At 45.1% G+C, this 16,217-nt stretch carries 14 protein-coding genes; 8 read left to right on the forward strand and 6 right to left on the reverse strand.

Annotated features, from left to right (window positions below):
• Positions 1 to 730: 730 nt before the first annotated feature.
• The 5 genes from ACQEXT_RS19715 to ACQEXT_RS19735 all read left to right on the forward strand — a co-directional run bounded on the left by ACQEXT_RS19715 (position 731) and on the right by ACQEXT_RS19735 (position 7,302).
• A complete protein-coding gene (locus tag ACQEXT_RS19715; protein WP_426953280.1) occupies positions 731 to 2,446 on the forward strand; it encodes a dipeptide ABC transporter ATP-binding protein in 1,716 nt (571 codons plus the stop codon).
• Positions 2,447 to 2,537: 91 nt separating this feature from the next.
• Entirely contained in the window at positions 2,538 to 4,091 is a 1,554-nt protein-coding gene (locus ACQEXT_RS19720) for an ABC transporter substrate-binding protein (protein ID WP_426953281.1), read from the forward strand.
• A 184-nt stretch (positions 4,092 to 4,275) separates the two neighbouring features.
• Entirely contained in the window at positions 4,276 to 5,253 is a 978-nt protein-coding gene (locus ACQEXT_RS19725) for an ABC transporter permease (protein ID WP_138972067.1), read from the forward strand.
• A 2-nt stretch (positions 5,254 to 5,255) separates the two neighbouring features.
• The gene (locus tag ACQEXT_RS19730; protein ID WP_138972068.1) at positions 5,256 to 6,194 is read left to right on the forward strand and encodes an ABC transporter permease; all 939 of its coding nucleotides are present in this window, start codon (positions 5,256 to 5,258) and stop codon (positions 6,192 to 6,194) included.
• 169 nt (positions 6,195 to 6,363) lie between these two features.
• On the forward strand, positions 6,364 to 7,302 hold the full coding sequence (locus tag ACQEXT_RS19735) for an SPOR domain-containing protein (RefSeq protein ID WP_426953282.1): 939 nt from the start codon (positions 6,364 to 6,366) through the stop codon (positions 7,300 to 7,302).
• 21 nt (positions 7,303 to 7,323) lie between these two features.
• On the opposite strand, the gene ACQEXT_RS19740 is transcribed toward ACQEXT_RS19735, so the two are convergent.
• On the reverse strand, positions 7,324 to 8,082 hold the full coding sequence (locus tag ACQEXT_RS19740; protein WP_426953283.1) for a chromosome partitioning protein ParA: 759 nt from the start codon (positions 8,080 to 8,082) through the stop codon (positions 7,324 to 7,326).
• 105 nt (positions 8,083 to 8,187) lie between these two features.
• Between ACQEXT_RS19740 and ACQEXT_RS19745 the strand changes: the two genes are divergently transcribed.
• Complete coding sequence (locus ACQEXT_RS19745; protein ID WP_426953284.1) at positions 8,188 to 9,084, forward strand: response regulator; 897 nt, start codon at positions 8,188 to 8,190, stop codon at positions 9,082 to 9,084.
• Positions 9,085 to 9,140: 56 nt separating this feature from the next.
• Here the strand turns inward: ACQEXT_RS19745 and gorA are convergent, their stop codons facing one another.
• Both gorA and ACQEXT_RS19755 read right to left on the reverse strand, forming a co-directional pair.
• Positions 9,141 to 10,496, reverse strand: coding sequence for a glutathione-disulfide reductase (gorA, locus tag ACQEXT_RS19750; RefSeq protein ID WP_426953285.1), 1,356 nt, complete (start codon positions 10,494 to 10,496; stop codon positions 9,141 to 9,143).
• Positions 10,497 to 10,680: 184 nt separating this feature from the next.
• Positions 10,681 to 11,520 (reverse strand): 23S rRNA (adenine(2030)-N(6))-methyltransferase RlmJ, encoded by an 840-nt coding sequence (locus ACQEXT_RS19755; protein WP_331417635.1) that lies wholly within the window; start codon positions 11,518 to 11,520, stop codon positions 10,681 to 10,683.
• Between the two features lie 184 nt (positions 11,521 to 11,704).
• Between ACQEXT_RS19755 and prlC the strand changes: the two genes are divergently transcribed.
• Positions 11,705 to 13,747 carry an oligopeptidase A gene (gene prlC, locus ACQEXT_RS19760; protein ID WP_426953286.1) on the forward strand — a complete coding sequence of 681 codons (2,043 nt, stop codon included), beginning with the start codon at positions 11,705 to 11,707 and terminating at the stop codon, positions 13,745 to 13,747.
• A gap of 99 nt (positions 13,748 to 13,846) precedes the next feature.
• The gene (locus ACQEXT_RS19765) at positions 13,847 to 14,065 is read left to right on the forward strand and encodes a hypothetical protein (protein ID WP_269378108.1); all 219 of its coding nucleotides are present in this window, start codon (positions 13,847 to 13,849) and stop codon (positions 14,063 to 14,065) included.
• On the opposite strand, the gene ACQEXT_RS19770 is transcribed toward ACQEXT_RS19765, so the two are convergent.
• From ACQEXT_RS19770 to ACQEXT_RS19780, 3 genes are read right to left on the reverse strand one after another with little or no spacing between them, the layout of a single operon-like run.
• Entirely contained in the window at positions 14,062 to 14,514 is a 453-nt protein-coding gene (locus ACQEXT_RS19770; RefSeq protein WP_426953287.1) for a DoxX family protein, read from the reverse strand. The genes ACQEXT_RS19765 and ACQEXT_RS19770 overlap by 4 nt on opposite strands.
• A gap of 12 nt (positions 14,515 to 14,526) precedes the next feature.
• Complete coding sequence (locus ACQEXT_RS19775; RefSeq protein WP_426953288.1) at positions 14,527 to 15,303, reverse strand: DNA-binding domain-containing protein; 777 nt, start codon at positions 15,301 to 15,303, stop codon at positions 14,527 to 14,529.
• The gene (locus ACQEXT_RS19780; RefSeq protein WP_426953289.1) at positions 15,300 to 16,157 is read right to left on the reverse strand and encodes a DUF692 domain-containing protein; all 858 of its coding nucleotides are present in this window, start codon (positions 16,155 to 16,157) and stop codon (positions 15,300 to 15,302) included. Before ACQEXT_RS19780 ends, ACQEXT_RS19775 begins: the two co-directional genes overlap by 4 nt.
• Between the last annotated feature and the right edge of the window lie 60 nt (positions 16,158 to 16,217).

Genomic DNA, 16,217 nt, shown 5'->3' on the forward strand with positions numbered 1-16,217 from the left:
GGGGTTCGTCCGATGTTCAGAATATGGCTCTTCACCGACCACTATTGAAGCCCTAGACTGGCCGTCCGCGCCGAAAGACTAGGGCTTTTTTGCATCTCAAAGATTGTTTTTCATCCCTTAACATTGCCTTCAATAGAGCTCAGAGAAATAGTGAGTAAACCAACAAACTACCGCTATATACTCCAACTCATCAGTTTGTATTATTCCTATTTTAATGTGAGTAAATTTCGCACAAAAACAGTAGTGTTTTAGTCTGAGTTTGTGTGATTTATTTATTATAAGCTTCGCCTTTGTGGCTTTAATTTGTGATTTGATTCGGTTTTTTATTCTTTGGCTGGTGTTTTGTTTTTATTTTGTTAAAGCACTTAAAGGTTGATTGTGTGAATTTTTATTCTGTTGTTGTTTTGGCCTTCTTATAACCAAAAGCTGTATTAAATAACTATAGGCATTTAAAAATAAGCCTTTTTAGCGCGTGTTTAAGATTTTTGAATTGAGCAATGATCCAGTGTGATTGCATATTTATTTCCTAAAACTGCTTGCTTCTTGTTCTATTTCGACTTTTTATCCTATATTTGTTGCTTTTCTGTGAATTATTTGCCAAATTGATGAGCTTATAAATTACCAGAACGCTATACCTAATTTTGGTATCGAAACCTAGGTATAGGACTGGTATGAATGGATTCACTTTTCAGACAGGGCAGAAAGCTGCCAAAGCAGTAGAGGTCTGGTAATGTCACTTTTAGAAGTTAAAAACCTTCGAATAGAGTACCCTTCGCGTCATGGTGTTCATGCCGCAGTTAAATCTCTCTCATTCAATATCGAACGTGGTGAAATCGTCGGCGTAGTGGGCGAGTCAGGCGCGGGCAAATCGACCGTTGGAAATGCGGTTATCGATCTATTAAGCCCCCCTGGGCGAATTGCAAGCGGCGATGTTTATCTCGATGGTGAGTTGATTTCTGGACTAAGTCCGGAGCAGATGCGCAGTGTTCGCGGTTCAAAAATTGGATTTATTTTCCAAGATCCAATGACTTCTCTAAACCCACTATTTACCGTTGAGCAGCAGTTGAAAGAAACCATTCATGCCAACATGAAGGTAACGGATGAGGAAGCCTATAAGCGTGCGCTTTCTCTAATGCAGCAGGTGGGTATTCCACAACCAGAAAACCGTTTGAAACAGTATCCGCACCAGTTCTCTGGTGGTATGCGTCAGCGCGTTGTGATTGCGATTGCGCTTGCGGGTGAGCCAGACTTGATCATTGCCGATGAACCAACGACGGCATTAGACGTTTCTATTCAAGATCAGATCCTATCGCTTATTCGTGAGTTGTGTATCAAGAACAACGTTGGTTGTATGTTGGTAACACACGATATGGGTGTGGTTTCCAACGTGACTGATCGCGTTGCGGTTATGTATCGTGGTGACTTGGTTGAGTTTGGTCCTACGACAAAAGTACTTGGCGACCCTGATCACGCCTATACGCGCAGTTTGATTTCTGCGGTTCCACGTTCAGATATGAAGCTGGATCGCTTTCCATTGGTAAGTTACATCGAAGAAGCTCAAGAAATGGAGCCGCTAGATGTGAAAAATCACTGGCTAGGTCAAAGTCAGGATCACCGTGAATACACTGGCTCTCTGCTTAGTGTAGAAAACGTAAATCTACGTTTTGTGACGAAAGATTCGTTATTTGAAAGTCGTCGTGAATATGTTCAAGCATCTAACAACGTCAGTTTTGAAGTATTTGAAGGTGAAACATTTGGTCTAGTTGGTGAGTCTGGTTCGGGCAAATCGACGATTGCACGTGTCATCGCTGGTTTGTATGCGCCTAACTCAGGCAAGGTAACATTCGAAGGGATCGACTTAACATCACTGAAATCAGAGAAAGAGCGCCGTCCTTTACGCCGTCAGATGCAGATGGTGTTTCAGAATCCATACACTTCAATGAATCCGCGTATGAAGATTTTCGATATCATCGCAGAGCCGATTCGTTTCCATAAGTTGACTAACAGTGAAGCAGAAACCAGACAGATCGTTAACGATCTACTTGATCACGTTGGTCTAGGTCAGATGGCTGGGGTGAAATACCCACATGAATTCTCAGGCGGTCAGCGTCAGCGTATTTCGATTGCCCGTGCACTTGCGACGCGCCCGCGTCTGCTAATTTGTGATGAGCCGACATCGGCACTCGATGTGTCGGTACAGGCACAGATACTCAACCTACTTAAAGATTTACAAGATGAGTTGAATCTAACCATGCTGTTTATCAGTCACGACTTACCCGTTATTCGCCAGATGTGCGATCGAGTGGGTGTGATGCAAATGGGGACATTATTGGAAGTTGCCCCAACTGAGCAGCTGTTTAGAACACCTCAGCACGAATACAGTAAACAACTGATTTCTTTAATGCCTGAATTTACAGGCTTAAGAGAAGAAGTAAAAACGGCGTAAGTCGTAAGTCTTTCCCGTCTACATCGGTTGACGGGACATAAACAGAAGCAAATACAACAACTAGGGATGAATCCCGCATAAGGAGTTATGCATGAAAACCATGAAAAGCAAACTAGCAGTGGCTTTGATGGCAGCAGGCTTAAGCTTTAGCGCAGCTGCAGCAGATATCACCGTCGCGTATGACGCAGATCCAGTATCACTTGACCCGCATGAGCAGCTATCTGGCGGCACACTGCAAATGTCTCACATGGTGTTTGATCCACTAGTTCGTTACACACAAAAGTTAGATTTTGAACCTCGTCTTGCTGAAAAATGGGAACGTGTTGATGAGACAACATTCCGTTTCACATTGCGTCAAGGCGTTAAGTTCCACTCTGGTAACGAGCTAACGGCAGATGACGTGGTTTGGACGTTTGAGCGTCTGAAAAATTCTCCAGACTTTAAAGCTATCTTTGAACCATATGAAAAGATGGTCAAAGTAGACGACTACACAGTTGAACTTGTTTCTAAGGGTGCTTACCCACTGGTTCTACAAACTGCGACTTACATCTTCCCAATGGACAGCAAGTTCTACTCAGGTACAACGGCTGACGGTAAAGATAAAGGCGAAGTTGTGAAGCACGGTAACTCATTCGCTTCGACCAACGTTTCTGGTACAGGTCCATTCATCGTTACTTCTCGTGAGCAAGGCGTAAAAGTTGAGTTTGAACGCTTCCCAGGTTACTGGGACAAAGAGTCTAAAGGTAATGTTGATAAGCTAACTCTTGTTCCAATCAAGGAAGATGCAACTCGCGTAGCGGCTCTTCTTTCTGGTGACGTAGATATGATCGCGCCTGTAGCACCAAATGACCACAAGCGTGTAGAAGATGCTAAAAACGTAAACCTAGTAACACTACCAGGGACACGTATTATCACCTTCCAAATGAACCAAAACAGTAACGAAGCACTTAAAGATGTTCGCGTTCGTCAGGCGATTGTTCATGCAATCAACAACGAAGGCATTGTTCAGAAAATCATGAAAGGTTTCGCGACTGTTGCTGGTCAACAAGGCCCTGAAGGCTACGCAGGTTACAGTGCAGATCTCGTGCCTCGTTATGACCTGAAGAAAGCGAAAGCTCTAATGAAGGAAGCGGGCTACGAAGATGGCTTTACGCTAACGATGATGGCGCCAAACAACCGTTACGTGAACGATGCGAAAATTGCTCAGGCAGCGGCAGCGATGCTATCTAAGATTGGCATTAAGGTTGATCTAAAAACTATGCCTAAAGCGCAATACTGGCCAGAGTTTGATAAGTGTGCGGCAGACATGCTGATGATCGGTTGGCACTCAGATACAGAAGATTCAGCGAACTTCTCTGAGTTCCTAACAATGACTCGTAACGAAGAAACGGGTAAAGGTCAGTACAACTGTGGCCACTACTCAAACGCTGAAGTTGACAAGCTGGTTATGGATTCAAACGTAGAAACGGATCCAGCTAAGCGTGCGCAAATGCTTCAGAAAGTAGAAGCGACTCTGTACAACGAAGCTGCGTTTGTTCCTCTACACTGGCAGAACCTAGCATGGGGTGCGAAATCTAATGTAGATATCGCTCCAATCGTGAATGCGATGGACTTCCCTTACTTCGGTGACCTAGTCGTTAAATAAGTTGAAGTAAGTAGGGCATCTGCGTCATGCAGATGCCCGCTAATTTTTGGTGCTTAACTTTGTTTCAGTCGGGTTAAGTGCCATTTTTAAGACTGAAGATTGCGACCAGCAGCCCTCTTTGCCCAGCCGGTGAAAGGGATTCGGGTTCGCAGACTGAAATCTATGGAAAGTTAAGGGGCAAGGAATGTTTTCGTTTCTGGTCAAGCGCCTGTTTCAGGCACTGATAGTGATGTTTGTGATCAGTCTAGTGGCGTTTGCCATTCAGGATAACCTCGGCGACCCATTGCGTGAGCTTGTTGGTCAATCAGTTTCGGAAGCTGAGCGTCAAGCTCTGCGTGACGAGCTGGGTCTGAATGATCCCTTCATTACAAAATACACTCGCTTTGTAACCTCTGCGCTACAAGGTGATTTAGGTACTTCTTATTTCTTCAAACGCCCTGCGGTTGAAGTCATTCTAGATAAGCTGGTTGCAACGCTTGAGCTGGTATTTGGCGCAACGGTAATTATCGTTGCTTGTTCGATTCCATTGGGCGTTTACTCTGCCATTCACCCAAAAAGTATATTGACCAAAGTGGTGATGGCTTTCAGTAGCATTGGCATATCGATTCCGGTGTTCTTGACCGCAATTATGCTGATGTACGTCTTCTCGATAGAGCTAAACTGGTTACCATCTTATGGTCGAGGGGAGACGGCAAATGTTCTAGGCTGGGAGTCTGGATATTTTACTCTCGACGGCTTAGCGCACCTGATCTTGCCATGTATCGCGCTCGCATCAATCATGCTACCTCTGTTTATTCGTCTTGTACGTTCTGAAATGCTTGAAGTACTAAGCTCGGAATACATCAAGTTTGGCAAAGCGAAAGGTCTGGCTCTGAATAAAATCTATTACCAGCACGCATTGAAGAACACCATGCTACCTGTACTTACCGTAGGTGGTGTACAGATTGGTACTATGGTTGCGTATACCATCTTGACTGAAACGGTTTTCCAATGGCCTGGTACAGGTTTCCTTTTCCTAGAGGCAATCAACCGCGTTGATACACCACTTATCACTGCGTACGTCATTTTTGTTGGTCTGATTTTCGTGGTAACCAACACCATTGTTGATTTGCTGTATGGCATCATCAACCCGACGGTAAACCTGACAGGTAAAGGAGCATAATCATGAGTCAAACAGCAGCTGCTCCTTCTCATTGGGAGCGTTTCAAACAATCGGATTTCTTGTACTACTTCAAACGCGATAAAGTTGCGATGGCGAGCTTTACTGTGTTTATGATGTTTTTAGTTATGGCGTTAGCCGCACCTGTATTGGCACCGACAGACCCTTACGACCTTGCCTCCATCGATATCATGGATTCTGAACTGCCGCCATCTTGGATGGACGGTGGTGACGAGCGCTTTGTTCTTGGTACCGATGAGCAGGGGCGTGACATCCTTTCTACAATCCTATACGGCTCTCGTCTATCGCTGACTATCGGCTTTCTAGCTGTAGGCTTGCAGTTAGTTCTTGGTATCATCATTGGTCTATCAGCAGGTTACTTCGGTGGACGTATTGATAGCTTCTTGATGCGTTTCGCTGATGTGCAGCTATCTTTCTCAACCATGATGGTTGCTATCATCGTTTCTGCTATCTTTAAGGCGAGTTTTGGTAGTGACTTTTATAGCCAATATGCGGTGGTGATGCTGGTGGTTATCATCGGTGTGGCTGAGTGGCCTCAGTACGCGCGTACGATTCGTGCTTCCGTGCTTGCCGAGAAGAAGAAAGAGTACGTAGAAGCGGCACGTGTAATGGGCTTTAAAGCACCACGTATCATGTTCCGTCACATCCTACCGAACTGTCTGTCGCCGATTTTGGTTATCTCTACTGTACAGGTGGCAAATGCTATCATGTCTGAAGCGGCACTTTCATTCCTAGGTTTGGGTCTGCCGGTAGACCAACCTTCACTGGGTGCCTTGATTAGTATTGGATTTAACTACATTTTCTCTGGTGCATGGTGGATCACAGCCTTCCCAGGTATCGTACTGGTTACATTGGTATTGGTTATCAATCTACTTGGTGACTGGTTACGTGATGTATTTAACCCAAAAATCTACAAAGGGTGATCCAAGCCTAAGATTTGGCGATAAAAAACTCACTAAACTAAGGGCCGTAATCTATTACGGCTCTTTTTTTGCATTCTCATTTTCTGGGCAGTAAAACCTCTACTGCGTCACTATAGTTATCATCCTAGGTGAGTACACTTAGATTAGTTTAGATAGTATGGGTATAGATATGGCCTCAAAGCCGAAGCAATCATTTTTCAAGTATTGGTCTTTTCTCGCAATATTGGCGTTGCCTACCGTGTCATTACCAACCTTGGCAGAAGAAATCCTTTGCGATGCAATTCAGGTATCGGCGGATGAGTTGCCGCTTTTGGATCAGACTTGTCCAATAGGGAAAGGTTTGTGGGGCAAATCCAAGCCGGTAGGCCAAGAATCGACATTTTGGATTCAGTGTGGTGTTTTTAGTCAGCCATTTTCGGTTGCCCAGGCTAAGAAAATCTATCCTCATATTACGACGGATGTATGGAATAAGCCGGAGGCAAAAGTCTACCGCTGCCTCATTGGTCCATATAAGGACTTCACCACGGCTAGACAAGATTTAGATAAGGTTCAGAAGCAATCTGGCTATCAGCAATCATTCATTCGTGAAATTGTAAAAGGGGCTTCCGCTAAAAAGCCCAGTGCGACGCCAAAAACTCCGCCGTCTAAGCCTAAACCGGTTGTCAGTGAGTTGAGTCAGGGTAAAGGTCAAGCGACGACAGTGATTCCCGCTCCAGCCAAAGCTCAGCCAGCGGTGGTTCCTCAACCTAAAGCGACGAATGAACCAGCAGAAGATAAATCCATTACAGTTCGTCGTTCAGCATCGATAGCGGGAGTGGAGTATGTCGTTCCATATTGGATGCTTAAAGACGAACAGTTTTATATGGAACATGAGATCCCTTGGAATCGCTTAGACTATGAAGGTGCGTACAAAACTTGTTACCGTATGAAAATGCGTATGGCGACAGCGTCAGAATGGCAGGCTCTCCTCGACTCTAATGTGATGACAAAAGATGAGTGGCCAGTCCATTTACCTTATTGGGGCGCCGAAAAAACAGGCTTATTTAGCAGTGGCAAGGTCAACCAATTGAAAGGAACGTCGCTGCTCAATGTGGTTTGTGTGAAGTAGAGGAAAAATCAGTAGTGTGCGCTACTGATTTTTCGTTTGCGACTCTTGCACCAGTTCGAGATATTTCTTTTCAACAAAGTCCTTCTCTTTTGTCATATGATGCAACTGCTGTTGAGATGCTTCTAGTTTTGCGGTGAGAGAATCGACATCGCCTTTTTCGGCTAACTTCTGTTTGTAAGCTTCGATGGTCGCTAGCATCTGTTGTTTCTCTTTTTGCAGCTCTTTCGCTAAGTTATCGGTACCACCCGCTTCGGTAATCTGAATATATTCCTGCTCTAGTTGTTCGAACTGCTTCTCAAGCTGTTTCTTTGCTTGCTGAAGCTCATCCACCGTATCTGTTTGTTTCAGTAGCTTATTTCTTGCTTGACGTAGTCCCTTGACGCTTTTATCTAAGTCGCCTTTGAGCTTTTTAATTAACTTGTGCGACTTGCTGAGTTTGAGATTTAGTTCATCAATGGAAGCTTGTTCCTGATCGCTGAGCTCATTCTTAGCCATCTTAATTTGAGTAACTTGAGCCTCTAGAGCCTGCTGAATGAGGATCAGATCATTCAACGTATCACTGTTATCTGCGGTGTAGTTCAAGGCGTTATCGACGGAAGTTTGGCAAAGCTCATAGGTGTCTTTATCGAGATTATTTCCTCCCGTCATCTGAGCCGCAAAATGACGAAATTCTCGTAAGATCAGCAGCAGGATGATAAACCAGCCCAAAAGCACCAGTAGCCCGAGGTCAATCGCAAGGGCTGTTAGATTTTCTGAGGTCATCAGTTGTGCTAAATCCATGAATTAATATCGTAAGCTGAGAGGTTTGTCGTCTGTAAGTTTAGTTGGTCTAAAAAAATATGCCTATAATTTAGACAGTTCTGTTCTTTTGGGGTACGTCAGCTCGTGAAAATCTTGATAGTAGATGACAGTAAAGCGACATTGGAGATTGTCAGGCGAGGCTTAGAAAGCTTTGGTTACTGCCGTCTATCGATCAAAAAAACCTGCGATGCTCGCGAAGCAGTAAAGATTGCTCAGGAGTGGCATCCTGAGATTGTGCTAACCGATTGGTATATGCCTGAAATGTCCGGCCTTACCTTGATTAACGAACTGATGAAGCTGGGTGATGCGATAAAAATCGGGATGATCACGACGGTCGATGACCAGGTGCAAATCCGACAAGCCAAAGAGGCAGGAGCAAGTTTTGTTCTTACAAAGCCATTTGAAGATGCCGATCTGCATAAGCTCTTACTGCCTTTGGTTCAAGGTGTGGAGGAAAGTAAGAAAACCTTGGACTCTATTGGTGAAGTCCACAAAGAGTTGGCATTACCTAAACTCTCTCAACTCGAAAAGCTGTTGCAACGCGAGCTGGGTGAAAAGTTGGTACTGTGTCAGCTGCCTCCAGAGCCATTCGATGAAAGTAAAATTCCCTGTTTGTTGGCCGTGTATGAGGATAGTGCCACGCAGCGTCCAAGAGCGGTTGCTATGCTAGATTTGCCCGCAATATGTATTATGTCACAAGCGAAGAATGGAGTTTCGACTCAGGATATTTCTCAGGCTTTGCACAGTAAACTGGTTGGTAAAGCGATGCTGGATGGCTGCCAAAAGGTGCTATCGCTTTCCGCTCTTGCCTTTCTTGATAGCCAAACGCGTAAGAGCTTACGCCTCAAGAACGTCAGTTACATACCTGAAGTATTTGATAAGCTAAAAACACTGTATGGCAAAGAAGCCGGTAAACGAATCGATTTTGCTTGTCAGTTTGGCGATATGGCGTTGGGGAAAGTGACTTTAGTTGGTTTCTAAATGATATAGGGTAATAAAAAAGGATGCCGAGGCATCCTTTTCAAGACTCATGCAGATTAACGCATTGTAACGAACTCTTCAGAGCCCGTTGGGTGAATAGCCACAACAGAGTCAAAATCTGCTTTAGTTGCGCCCATCTTCATCGCTACGCCAAATCCTTGGATCATTTCATCTACCGCGAAACCGATACCATGTAGGCCAACGACTGTCTCTTCTTCACCAGCACATACCAGCTTCATTTTACATGGTTGACGATGCTGAGTGACGGCGGTGTACATCGCTGTAAAGCCAGAAGTATAGACCTTGATGCTCTCTTTACCGTACTTCTCTTCGGCTTCCTGAGTCGTTAGGCCGATAGTACCGATTGGTGGGTGGCTGAATACAACTGTAGGTACGAGTTCATAGTCCATCTTAGCGTTTGGTTTATTATTAAACAGGCGCTCAGAAAGCTGACGACCCGCTTTAACGGCGACAGGAGTGAGTTCGATACCACCTTCCATAATGTCGCCAACACAGTAGATGCCAGGAACGTTAGTGGCTTGGAATTCGTCTACTTTGATGTAACCGTGATCATTGATTTGTACGCCAGTCGATGCAAGATTGATCGCATCGGTTGCAGGATGACGGCCGATAGCCCAGATTAATTGGTCAACGTTTTGTGTATTGCCATTTTCTAGGTGCAGAGTCAGGCTACCATCCGCTTCTTTTACCACTTCTTTCGGTACTGAGTGAGTATGCAGAGTTGGACCTTCTGCTGCCATCACTTCAACCAAAGTATCAATGATCATTGGGTCGAAGCTACGTAGCGGAGATTCCTTGCGGCAGAATAGGTGCGTTTCTGTCCCTAAAGCGTTCAGTACCCCTGCGATCTCAACCGCAATGTAGCCTGCGCCAATAACAGCAACACGTTTTGGTTGCTCGTTTAGTTCGAAGAAACCGTTAGAGTCGATGCCGTATTCTGCACCAGGGATGTTCGGAATCGTTGGGCGTCCACCCACGGCAATCAGGATATGATCGGCAGTGTAGTGTTCACCGTTCACTTCAACGGTTTTCTCGTCGACAAATTTAGCAAAGCCTTTGATGACATTAACTTTATTGTTGCCAAGAACGCGATCGTAAGATTCGTGAATACGACCGATGTATGCCTGACGACTTTCAACCAACTTGCTCCAGTCAAAGCTTTTTACATCAACATCAAAACCATAGTCTTCCGCGTATAAATGCATTGCTTCAGCAATTTGGGCTCCGTGCCACATCACTTTCTTAGGAACACAGCCAACATTAACACACGTGCCACCTAGGTCTTGAGCTTCAATTAGGGCTACTTTTGCGCCGTACATTGCCGCACGGTTTGCTGATGCAATGCCGCCTGAGCCGCCGCCGATACAGATGTAATCAAAATGAGTCGCCATGACTTTCTCCATGTTCTGAGGTGCAGCGACTCGGCTCATTCTGGTGAGTCAGGTCGCAAGCATCCTGCAAATAATAATTTGTTATTGTAGATATGGAGGATAGATCGGTTGAACTCAATCTATCCTGCTTAATTTTTCTGCGTTGTTTTGCTTTAATCTTGGTGCGGTTACGCCGCCAGTCGAGTTATTCAGGAACAATCCATTCCACTTTATAGTGACCCGTCGCAGGCGCAATTGCTTGCTTAAGAAACGGCAGAATTTCCTGCATTTGGCTTTCCAGTTTCCAAGGCGGGTTAATGACAATCATGCCAGAGGCAGTCATACCGCGTTCATTGGTATCTGGCGCAACACCGAGTTCGATTTGAAGAATCTTACGAATGCCAAGACCTTGTAGACCTTCAATCATATCTTCGATATCGCAACGGTTAACCACAGGATACCAAATTGCATAGATACCCGTCGCCCAACGCTTATAGCTTTGGAAAATTGCCTGCACTACATCACGGTACTCTTTAGCCAGCTCGTAGGGAGGGTCAATTAACACCAAACCACGTCGCTCTTGCGGTGGCAAACTGGCTTTTAGTCGTTTGAAGCCATCTTCTTTGTAGATGCTCACTTGACGATCTCGATGGAATTCTTGCTCAAGCAATGGGTGATCGGCTGGGTGCAGCTCAGTCAGTACCATACGATCCTGCTGACGTAAATGAGCACGAGCAACACGAGGTGAACCCGGGTAGTAACGTAGCGTGTCACCGTTATTCAGCACTTTAATCGAATCTAAATAGCTGTGAATTTCGTCTGGGATATCATTTTGTTGCCAAACGCGTGCAATGCCTTGCTTATACTCACCAGTTTTCTCTGACCACTCGTGGGTTAGATCGTAGCGACCTACACCTGAATGGGTGTCATGATAGACAAACGGCTTCTCTTTTTGCTTCAAAGAGTCGAGGATAAGACTTTGAACAATATGCTTAATGACGTCGGCATGGTTGCCTGCGTGAAAGCTATGGCGGTAACTTAACAAAATATTTCTCTCAGAATAGGTGCAAAGAGCATGATGAATGATGGTAGTTAGTATACGTTACTATTGAAAATTGCTGAACCTACCTATATTTACTATTTAAGACCAATAAGAATTAACACAGACCAACATGCTCTAGATAACCAATTTTATCTAGGTTTGCGTTATCCAAAAAAAGGAATGATTTATGTCGAACCCACTTCTTAACTTTACCGATTTGCCGCCATTTTCTCAGATTAAACCGGAACATGTTAAGCCAGCGGTAGAAAAGGCGATTGCTGATTGCCGCGCTAAAATTGAACAGGTTTTGGCGGGTAATACGGAACCAACATGGGACAACCTTGTTGCGCCGATTGAAGAAGTGGATGATCACTTAAGTCGTATTTGGTCTCCTGTCAGTCATATGAACTCAGTCATGAACAGTGATGAGCTTCGTGACGCGTACGAGAGCTGTCTGCCGCTTTTATCCGAATATGGTACTTGGGTTGGTCAGCACAAAGGTCTGTTTGAAGCGTATAAAGCGATGAAATCGAGTGAAGCTTTTGCTTCGTTAACTCAAGCGCAGAAGAAAACGATCACCGACTCGTTACGCGACTTTGAGTTGTCTGGGATTGGTTTACCAGCCGATGAACAGCATCGCTACGGCGAAATCAGTAAGCGCATGTCTGAGTTAGGGTCGAAGTTCTCCAACAATGTGCTTGATGCCACTATGGGCTGGACTAAGCACATTGAAGATGAAGAACAGTTGGCAGGTATGCCTGAGTCGGCACTGGCGGCAGCCAAAGCCGCTGCTGAAGCGAAAGAGCTGGATGGCTATTTACTGACGTTGGACATTCCATCTTATCTTCCGGTAATGACCTACTGCGACAATCAAGAGCTACGCAAAGAGCTATATGAAGCCTATGTGACTCGAGCATCAGACCGTGGACCGAAAGCGGGTGAATGGGATAACACTGAAATCATCAATGAGCAATTGAAGCTGCGTTTTGAAATTGCACGTATGCTGGGTTTCAATACCTACAGTGAAAAGTCGTTAGCAACCAAGATGGCAGAAAGTCCGTCGCAGGTCCTTGGCTTCCTCAACGATTTGGCAAGCAAAGCAAAACCTCAGGGTGAGCGAGAGGTTGAAGAGTTACGCCAGTTTGCGAAAAGTGAATTTGGTGTAGATGAGCTGAATTTATGGGATATCGCTTATTACAGTGAGAAACAGAAACAGCATTTGTTCCAGATTTCTGATGAGGAACTGCGTCCTTACTTCCCAGAAGCAAAAGCGGTGAGTGGTCTGTTTGAAGTGCTAAATCGAGTCTTCGGCATGACAGTTAAAGAGCGTGAAGGTGTCGACACCTGGCATGAGTCAGTGCGCTTCTTTGATATTTTTGACGCTGATGACCAGCTTCGTGGTAGCTTCTACCTCGATCTGTACGCTCGTGAGCATAAGCGTGGCGGTGCTTGGATGGACGAATGTCGTGTTCGTCGCATCAATGAGCAGGGTGAGCTGCAAACACCGGTTGCTTACCTGACTTGTAACTTTAACTGTCCAGTTGGTGATAAACCTGCACTATTTACTCATGATGAAGTCGTCACCTTGTTCCATGAATTTGGCCACGGTATCCATCATATGTTGACTCAGGTTGAGACTGGCGCGGTCTCTGGCATAAATGGTGTTCCTTGGGATGCAGTGGAACTGCCAAGTCAGTTCTTAGAAAATTGGTGCTGGGAAGAAGAGGCTCTCGCCTTTATCTCTGGCCATTTTGAAACGGGTGAACCCTTACCAAAAGAGATGCTAGAGAAGATGCTAGCAGCGAAAAACTTCCAGTCTGCGATGTTTATTCTTCGTCAGCTAGAATTTGGTTTGTTTGATTTCACTCTGCATACTCAATTTGATCCAGATATCGGTCCACGAGTGCTTGAAACATTGGCAGACGTAAAATCTAAAGTGGCCGTTCTACCGAGCTTAGAATGGAACCGATTCTCGCACAGCTTCAGTCATATCTTTGCTGGTGGCTATAGTGCGGGTTACTACAGCTATCTGTGGGCAGAGGTACTTTCAGCGGATGCGTTTTCTCGTTTTGAAGAAGAGGGAATCTTCAACACTGAAACGGGTAAGAGCTTCCTGAACAATATTCTAGAGATGGGTGGCAGCGAAGAGCCAATGGAACTGTTTAAGCGTTTCCGAGGCCGTGAGCCGCAGATTGACGCATTACTTCGTCATGCGGGTATTGCTGCTTAATAGATCTCAAAAATAACAACAGTATCAATAATGAAGAGCATCGCTGCTGTAGCGATGCTTTTTTTGTTACTATGTCGGCACTCGTCACATGGAGGTAGTATGTTCAGATTTTCAAATACACTGTTATTCAGTGCGGTTTTAATCACGATGTTGAGCGGCTGTGCAGAGCTTAAAGAAGCGGGTACGGCAATAGGTCATGCGACCCGTGATACGACAACTGCGATTGGTCACGCCACACGTGATACCACTAAAGCAATAGGTCACGCTTCCCGAGATGCGGTTAACTCAGTAAAAGATGATTTGAGTACGGAAAATTAGCCTAGCTTGCGGCGCAGAAGTTTGTCCGCTGAAATGGACCCTGGGCCCCAAACTACAACGATGAGCATCATCAATCCCCATAACTGGTGGTCATAGAAGCCTTTTTCCCACAAAACAGGGTAAGACACGACGGCGATAATATTGAATACAAACAATACCGCCGCCATTGGTCGGGTTAACAGCCCTAGGGCTAGAAAGATTGGTAAAATAAGCTCGGCCGCAGTACCTAGATAGGCGGCCAGTGCCCACGGTAGAACTGGCACCTGATATTCGTATTCAAATAAAAATAGTGTGCTTTCCCAAGAGGCTATTTTCGTTAGGCCTGAATTAAAAAATACCCAAGCAACCCAAAGGCGGCAGAACAACAGCAACAGGGGTACAAACGCCATTTGCAGCTTATCCACTCCTTGGTCATATCTCTCAAGTAAGTCTTTTATTGAGCTAGACATAATTTTTTCCTTTTATACTGCGAGTGAGAAACCAGCAATGAGGTCATGCTGAGCTAAGGTATTGATATAGGTCAGTTGTTCTGGAGGAATCTCCCCCAAGACACAACCAGACTCTAGATGAGTGAGTAATTGATAGGCTTCCATTTCGAGCGCCAAAGTCCACACTCCAGCATCTGAAGTGCAAACAATTACCCCCTGCTGAGGTGTATCGAGAGTTAAGTTACTGAAGTCCTCTTTTTCAATGGCTTGCTGTAGTGAAAAGAGCGAGTAACTAGACTGAAAGGCAAGTACACCGGGTTTAAGATGAAGGCGAAGGTGTTGATGTTGCTCAGCAGATAGCTGACTCAATTGCTCGAGAGGCAGCAAGTCTTGGGGATTCTTAACTTGGTTATGCCGCTGTTGAGCGAGGTCAATCTGCCACTCGTATCGGGCGACGTCGAGGCAGTAGGGCGCCTCGCTTAATACTGATGGAAATTGCTCTAGTGTCTGCTCAAACTGTTCACCATAGTGGCTGACATCGCCGCACTCAAGTGGATGATTAAGTACATGCTGTCTGGCAAGCTGAGCAAAGCACTCTGCGCCTAATAATGCATAAAGCATAGGGTAAGTCGCTTCTAGAACTTCTCTCAGACTAATGATGAAGTTATTGCGATAAATCTGCATTCGTTCATCGGCAGTGAAAGTATCACTGCTGATGTTGCAGTCCTCTCCCCGAGCTTGGTAATGCAGTGCTTGTGCGAAAGTACTTTGTAACTGGGCAAGAGAAAGCTCATTTGGGTTAATTGTCATGAGACCTTCCTTTCAGTGCGTTGCCAACTCTCTAAATATTGGCTTGCTTTCGCGGCTTCTTGGAGAAGCACTTGTGGCTCTGGTATATCCAAATCCCATTCAATCAAGGTATGGCGCTCGCCATACTGTTCCAGCCAGTATTGGTAAAGTTGCCAAACCTCTTCACTCACAGGTTTGCTATGGGTGTCGATCCAAATTTCCCCTTTGTCGAGTTGTTTGATGGTGAAACCAGCAAGATGAATTTCATCGACCGCATGAGCAGGAATAGACTGTAAGTAGTGCAGACTATCGAAACCGTGGTTAAATGCGGATACATGAATATTGTTGAGATCGAGTAACAAGCGACATTGAGTTCGGTTTTGTACTTCGCTCAAGAACTCCCATTCGCTAATGGTCGAGTGATTGAACTTAACGTAGCTGGATGGATTCTCTATCAGAATTGGACGTTGTAATGCTTCCTGCACTTCAAGGACATTTCGACAAAAAATAGCCAGTGCCTCTTCGGTGTATGGCAGTGGCAGCAAATCATTAAAGTAGTGCCCACCATTTTCACTCCAGCTAAGATGATCAGAAATTAAAAACGGGTTTACTTCTTTGACTAGCTGCTGCAGCTGTTTTAGATGCTGGCGGCTGACGCGTGCAACGCTTCCGAGTGACAAACCAATGCCATGACAGCTAATTTGGTACGTATCGGTTAACTTGAGCAAGCTTTGCCTAGCGGCAGAGTAGGGTTGGAAGTAGTTTTCGCTATGAATTTCTAACCAAGAAATGGGCGGAGTTTCGCTGGTGAAGTAATCAAGGTGTGGAGAACGCAATCCAACCCCAACTTTATTGTGAAAATGATCTAAGTTCACGCCATATTCCTTGAAGTTGAAGGGAAATAAGGTGGCTAGTTGAGCAATAGCCACCCAGTT

The sequence above is a fragment of the Vibrio sp. TRT 29B02 genome (assembly GCF_050113655.1).
In the GTDB taxonomy this organism is placed as follows: Bacteria; Pseudomonadota; Gammaproteobacteria; order Enterobacterales; family Vibrionaceae; genus Vibrio.

What these genes read in the sequence shown, in the direction of transcription:
- ACQEXT_RS19775 (WP_426953288.1), bottom strand. Translation starts at nt 15,303, where the DNA reads ATGACAATTAACCCAAATGAGCTTTCTCTTGCCCAGTTACAAAGTACT.
- ACQEXT_RS19740 (WP_426953283.1), bottom strand. Translation starts at nt 8,082, where the DNA reads ATGGATTTAGCACAACTGATGACCTCAGAAAATCTAACAGCCCTTGCG.
- ACQEXT_RS19725 (WP_138972067.1), top strand. Translation starts at nt 4,276, where the DNA reads ATGTTTTCGTTTCTGGTCAAGCGCCTGTTTCAGGCACTGATAGTGATG.
- ACQEXT_RS19765 (WP_269378108.1), top strand. Translation starts at nt 13,847, where the DNA reads ATGTTCAGATTTTCAAATACACTGTTATTCAGTGCGGTTTTAATCACG.
- gorA (WP_426953285.1), bottom strand. Translation starts at nt 10,496, where the DNA reads ATGGCGACTCATTTTGATTACATCTGTATCGGCGGCGGCTCAGGCGGC.
- ACQEXT_RS19735 (WP_426953282.1), top strand. Translation starts at nt 6,364, where the DNA reads ATGGCCTCAAAGCCGAAGCAATCATTTTTCAAGTATTGGTCTTTTCTC.
- ACQEXT_RS19715 (WP_426953280.1), top strand. Translation starts at nt 731, where the DNA reads ATGTCACTTTTAGAAGTTAAAAACCTTCGAATAGAGTACCCTTCGCGT.
- ACQEXT_RS19730 (WP_138972068.1), top strand. Translation starts at nt 5,256, where the DNA reads ATGAGTCAAACAGCAGCTGCTCCTTCTCATTGGGAGCGTTTCAAACAA.
- prlC (WP_426953286.1), top strand. Translation starts at nt 11,705, where the DNA reads ATGTCGAACCCACTTCTTAACTTTACCGATTTGCCGCCATTTTCTCAG.
- ACQEXT_RS19720 (WP_426953281.1), top strand. Translation starts at nt 2,538, where the DNA reads ATGAAAACCATGAAAAGCAAACTAGCAGTGGCTTTGATGGCAGCAGGC.
- ACQEXT_RS19770 (WP_426953287.1), bottom strand. Translation starts at nt 14,514, where the DNA reads ATGTCTAGCTCAATAAAAGACTTACTTGAGAGATATGACCAAGGAGTG.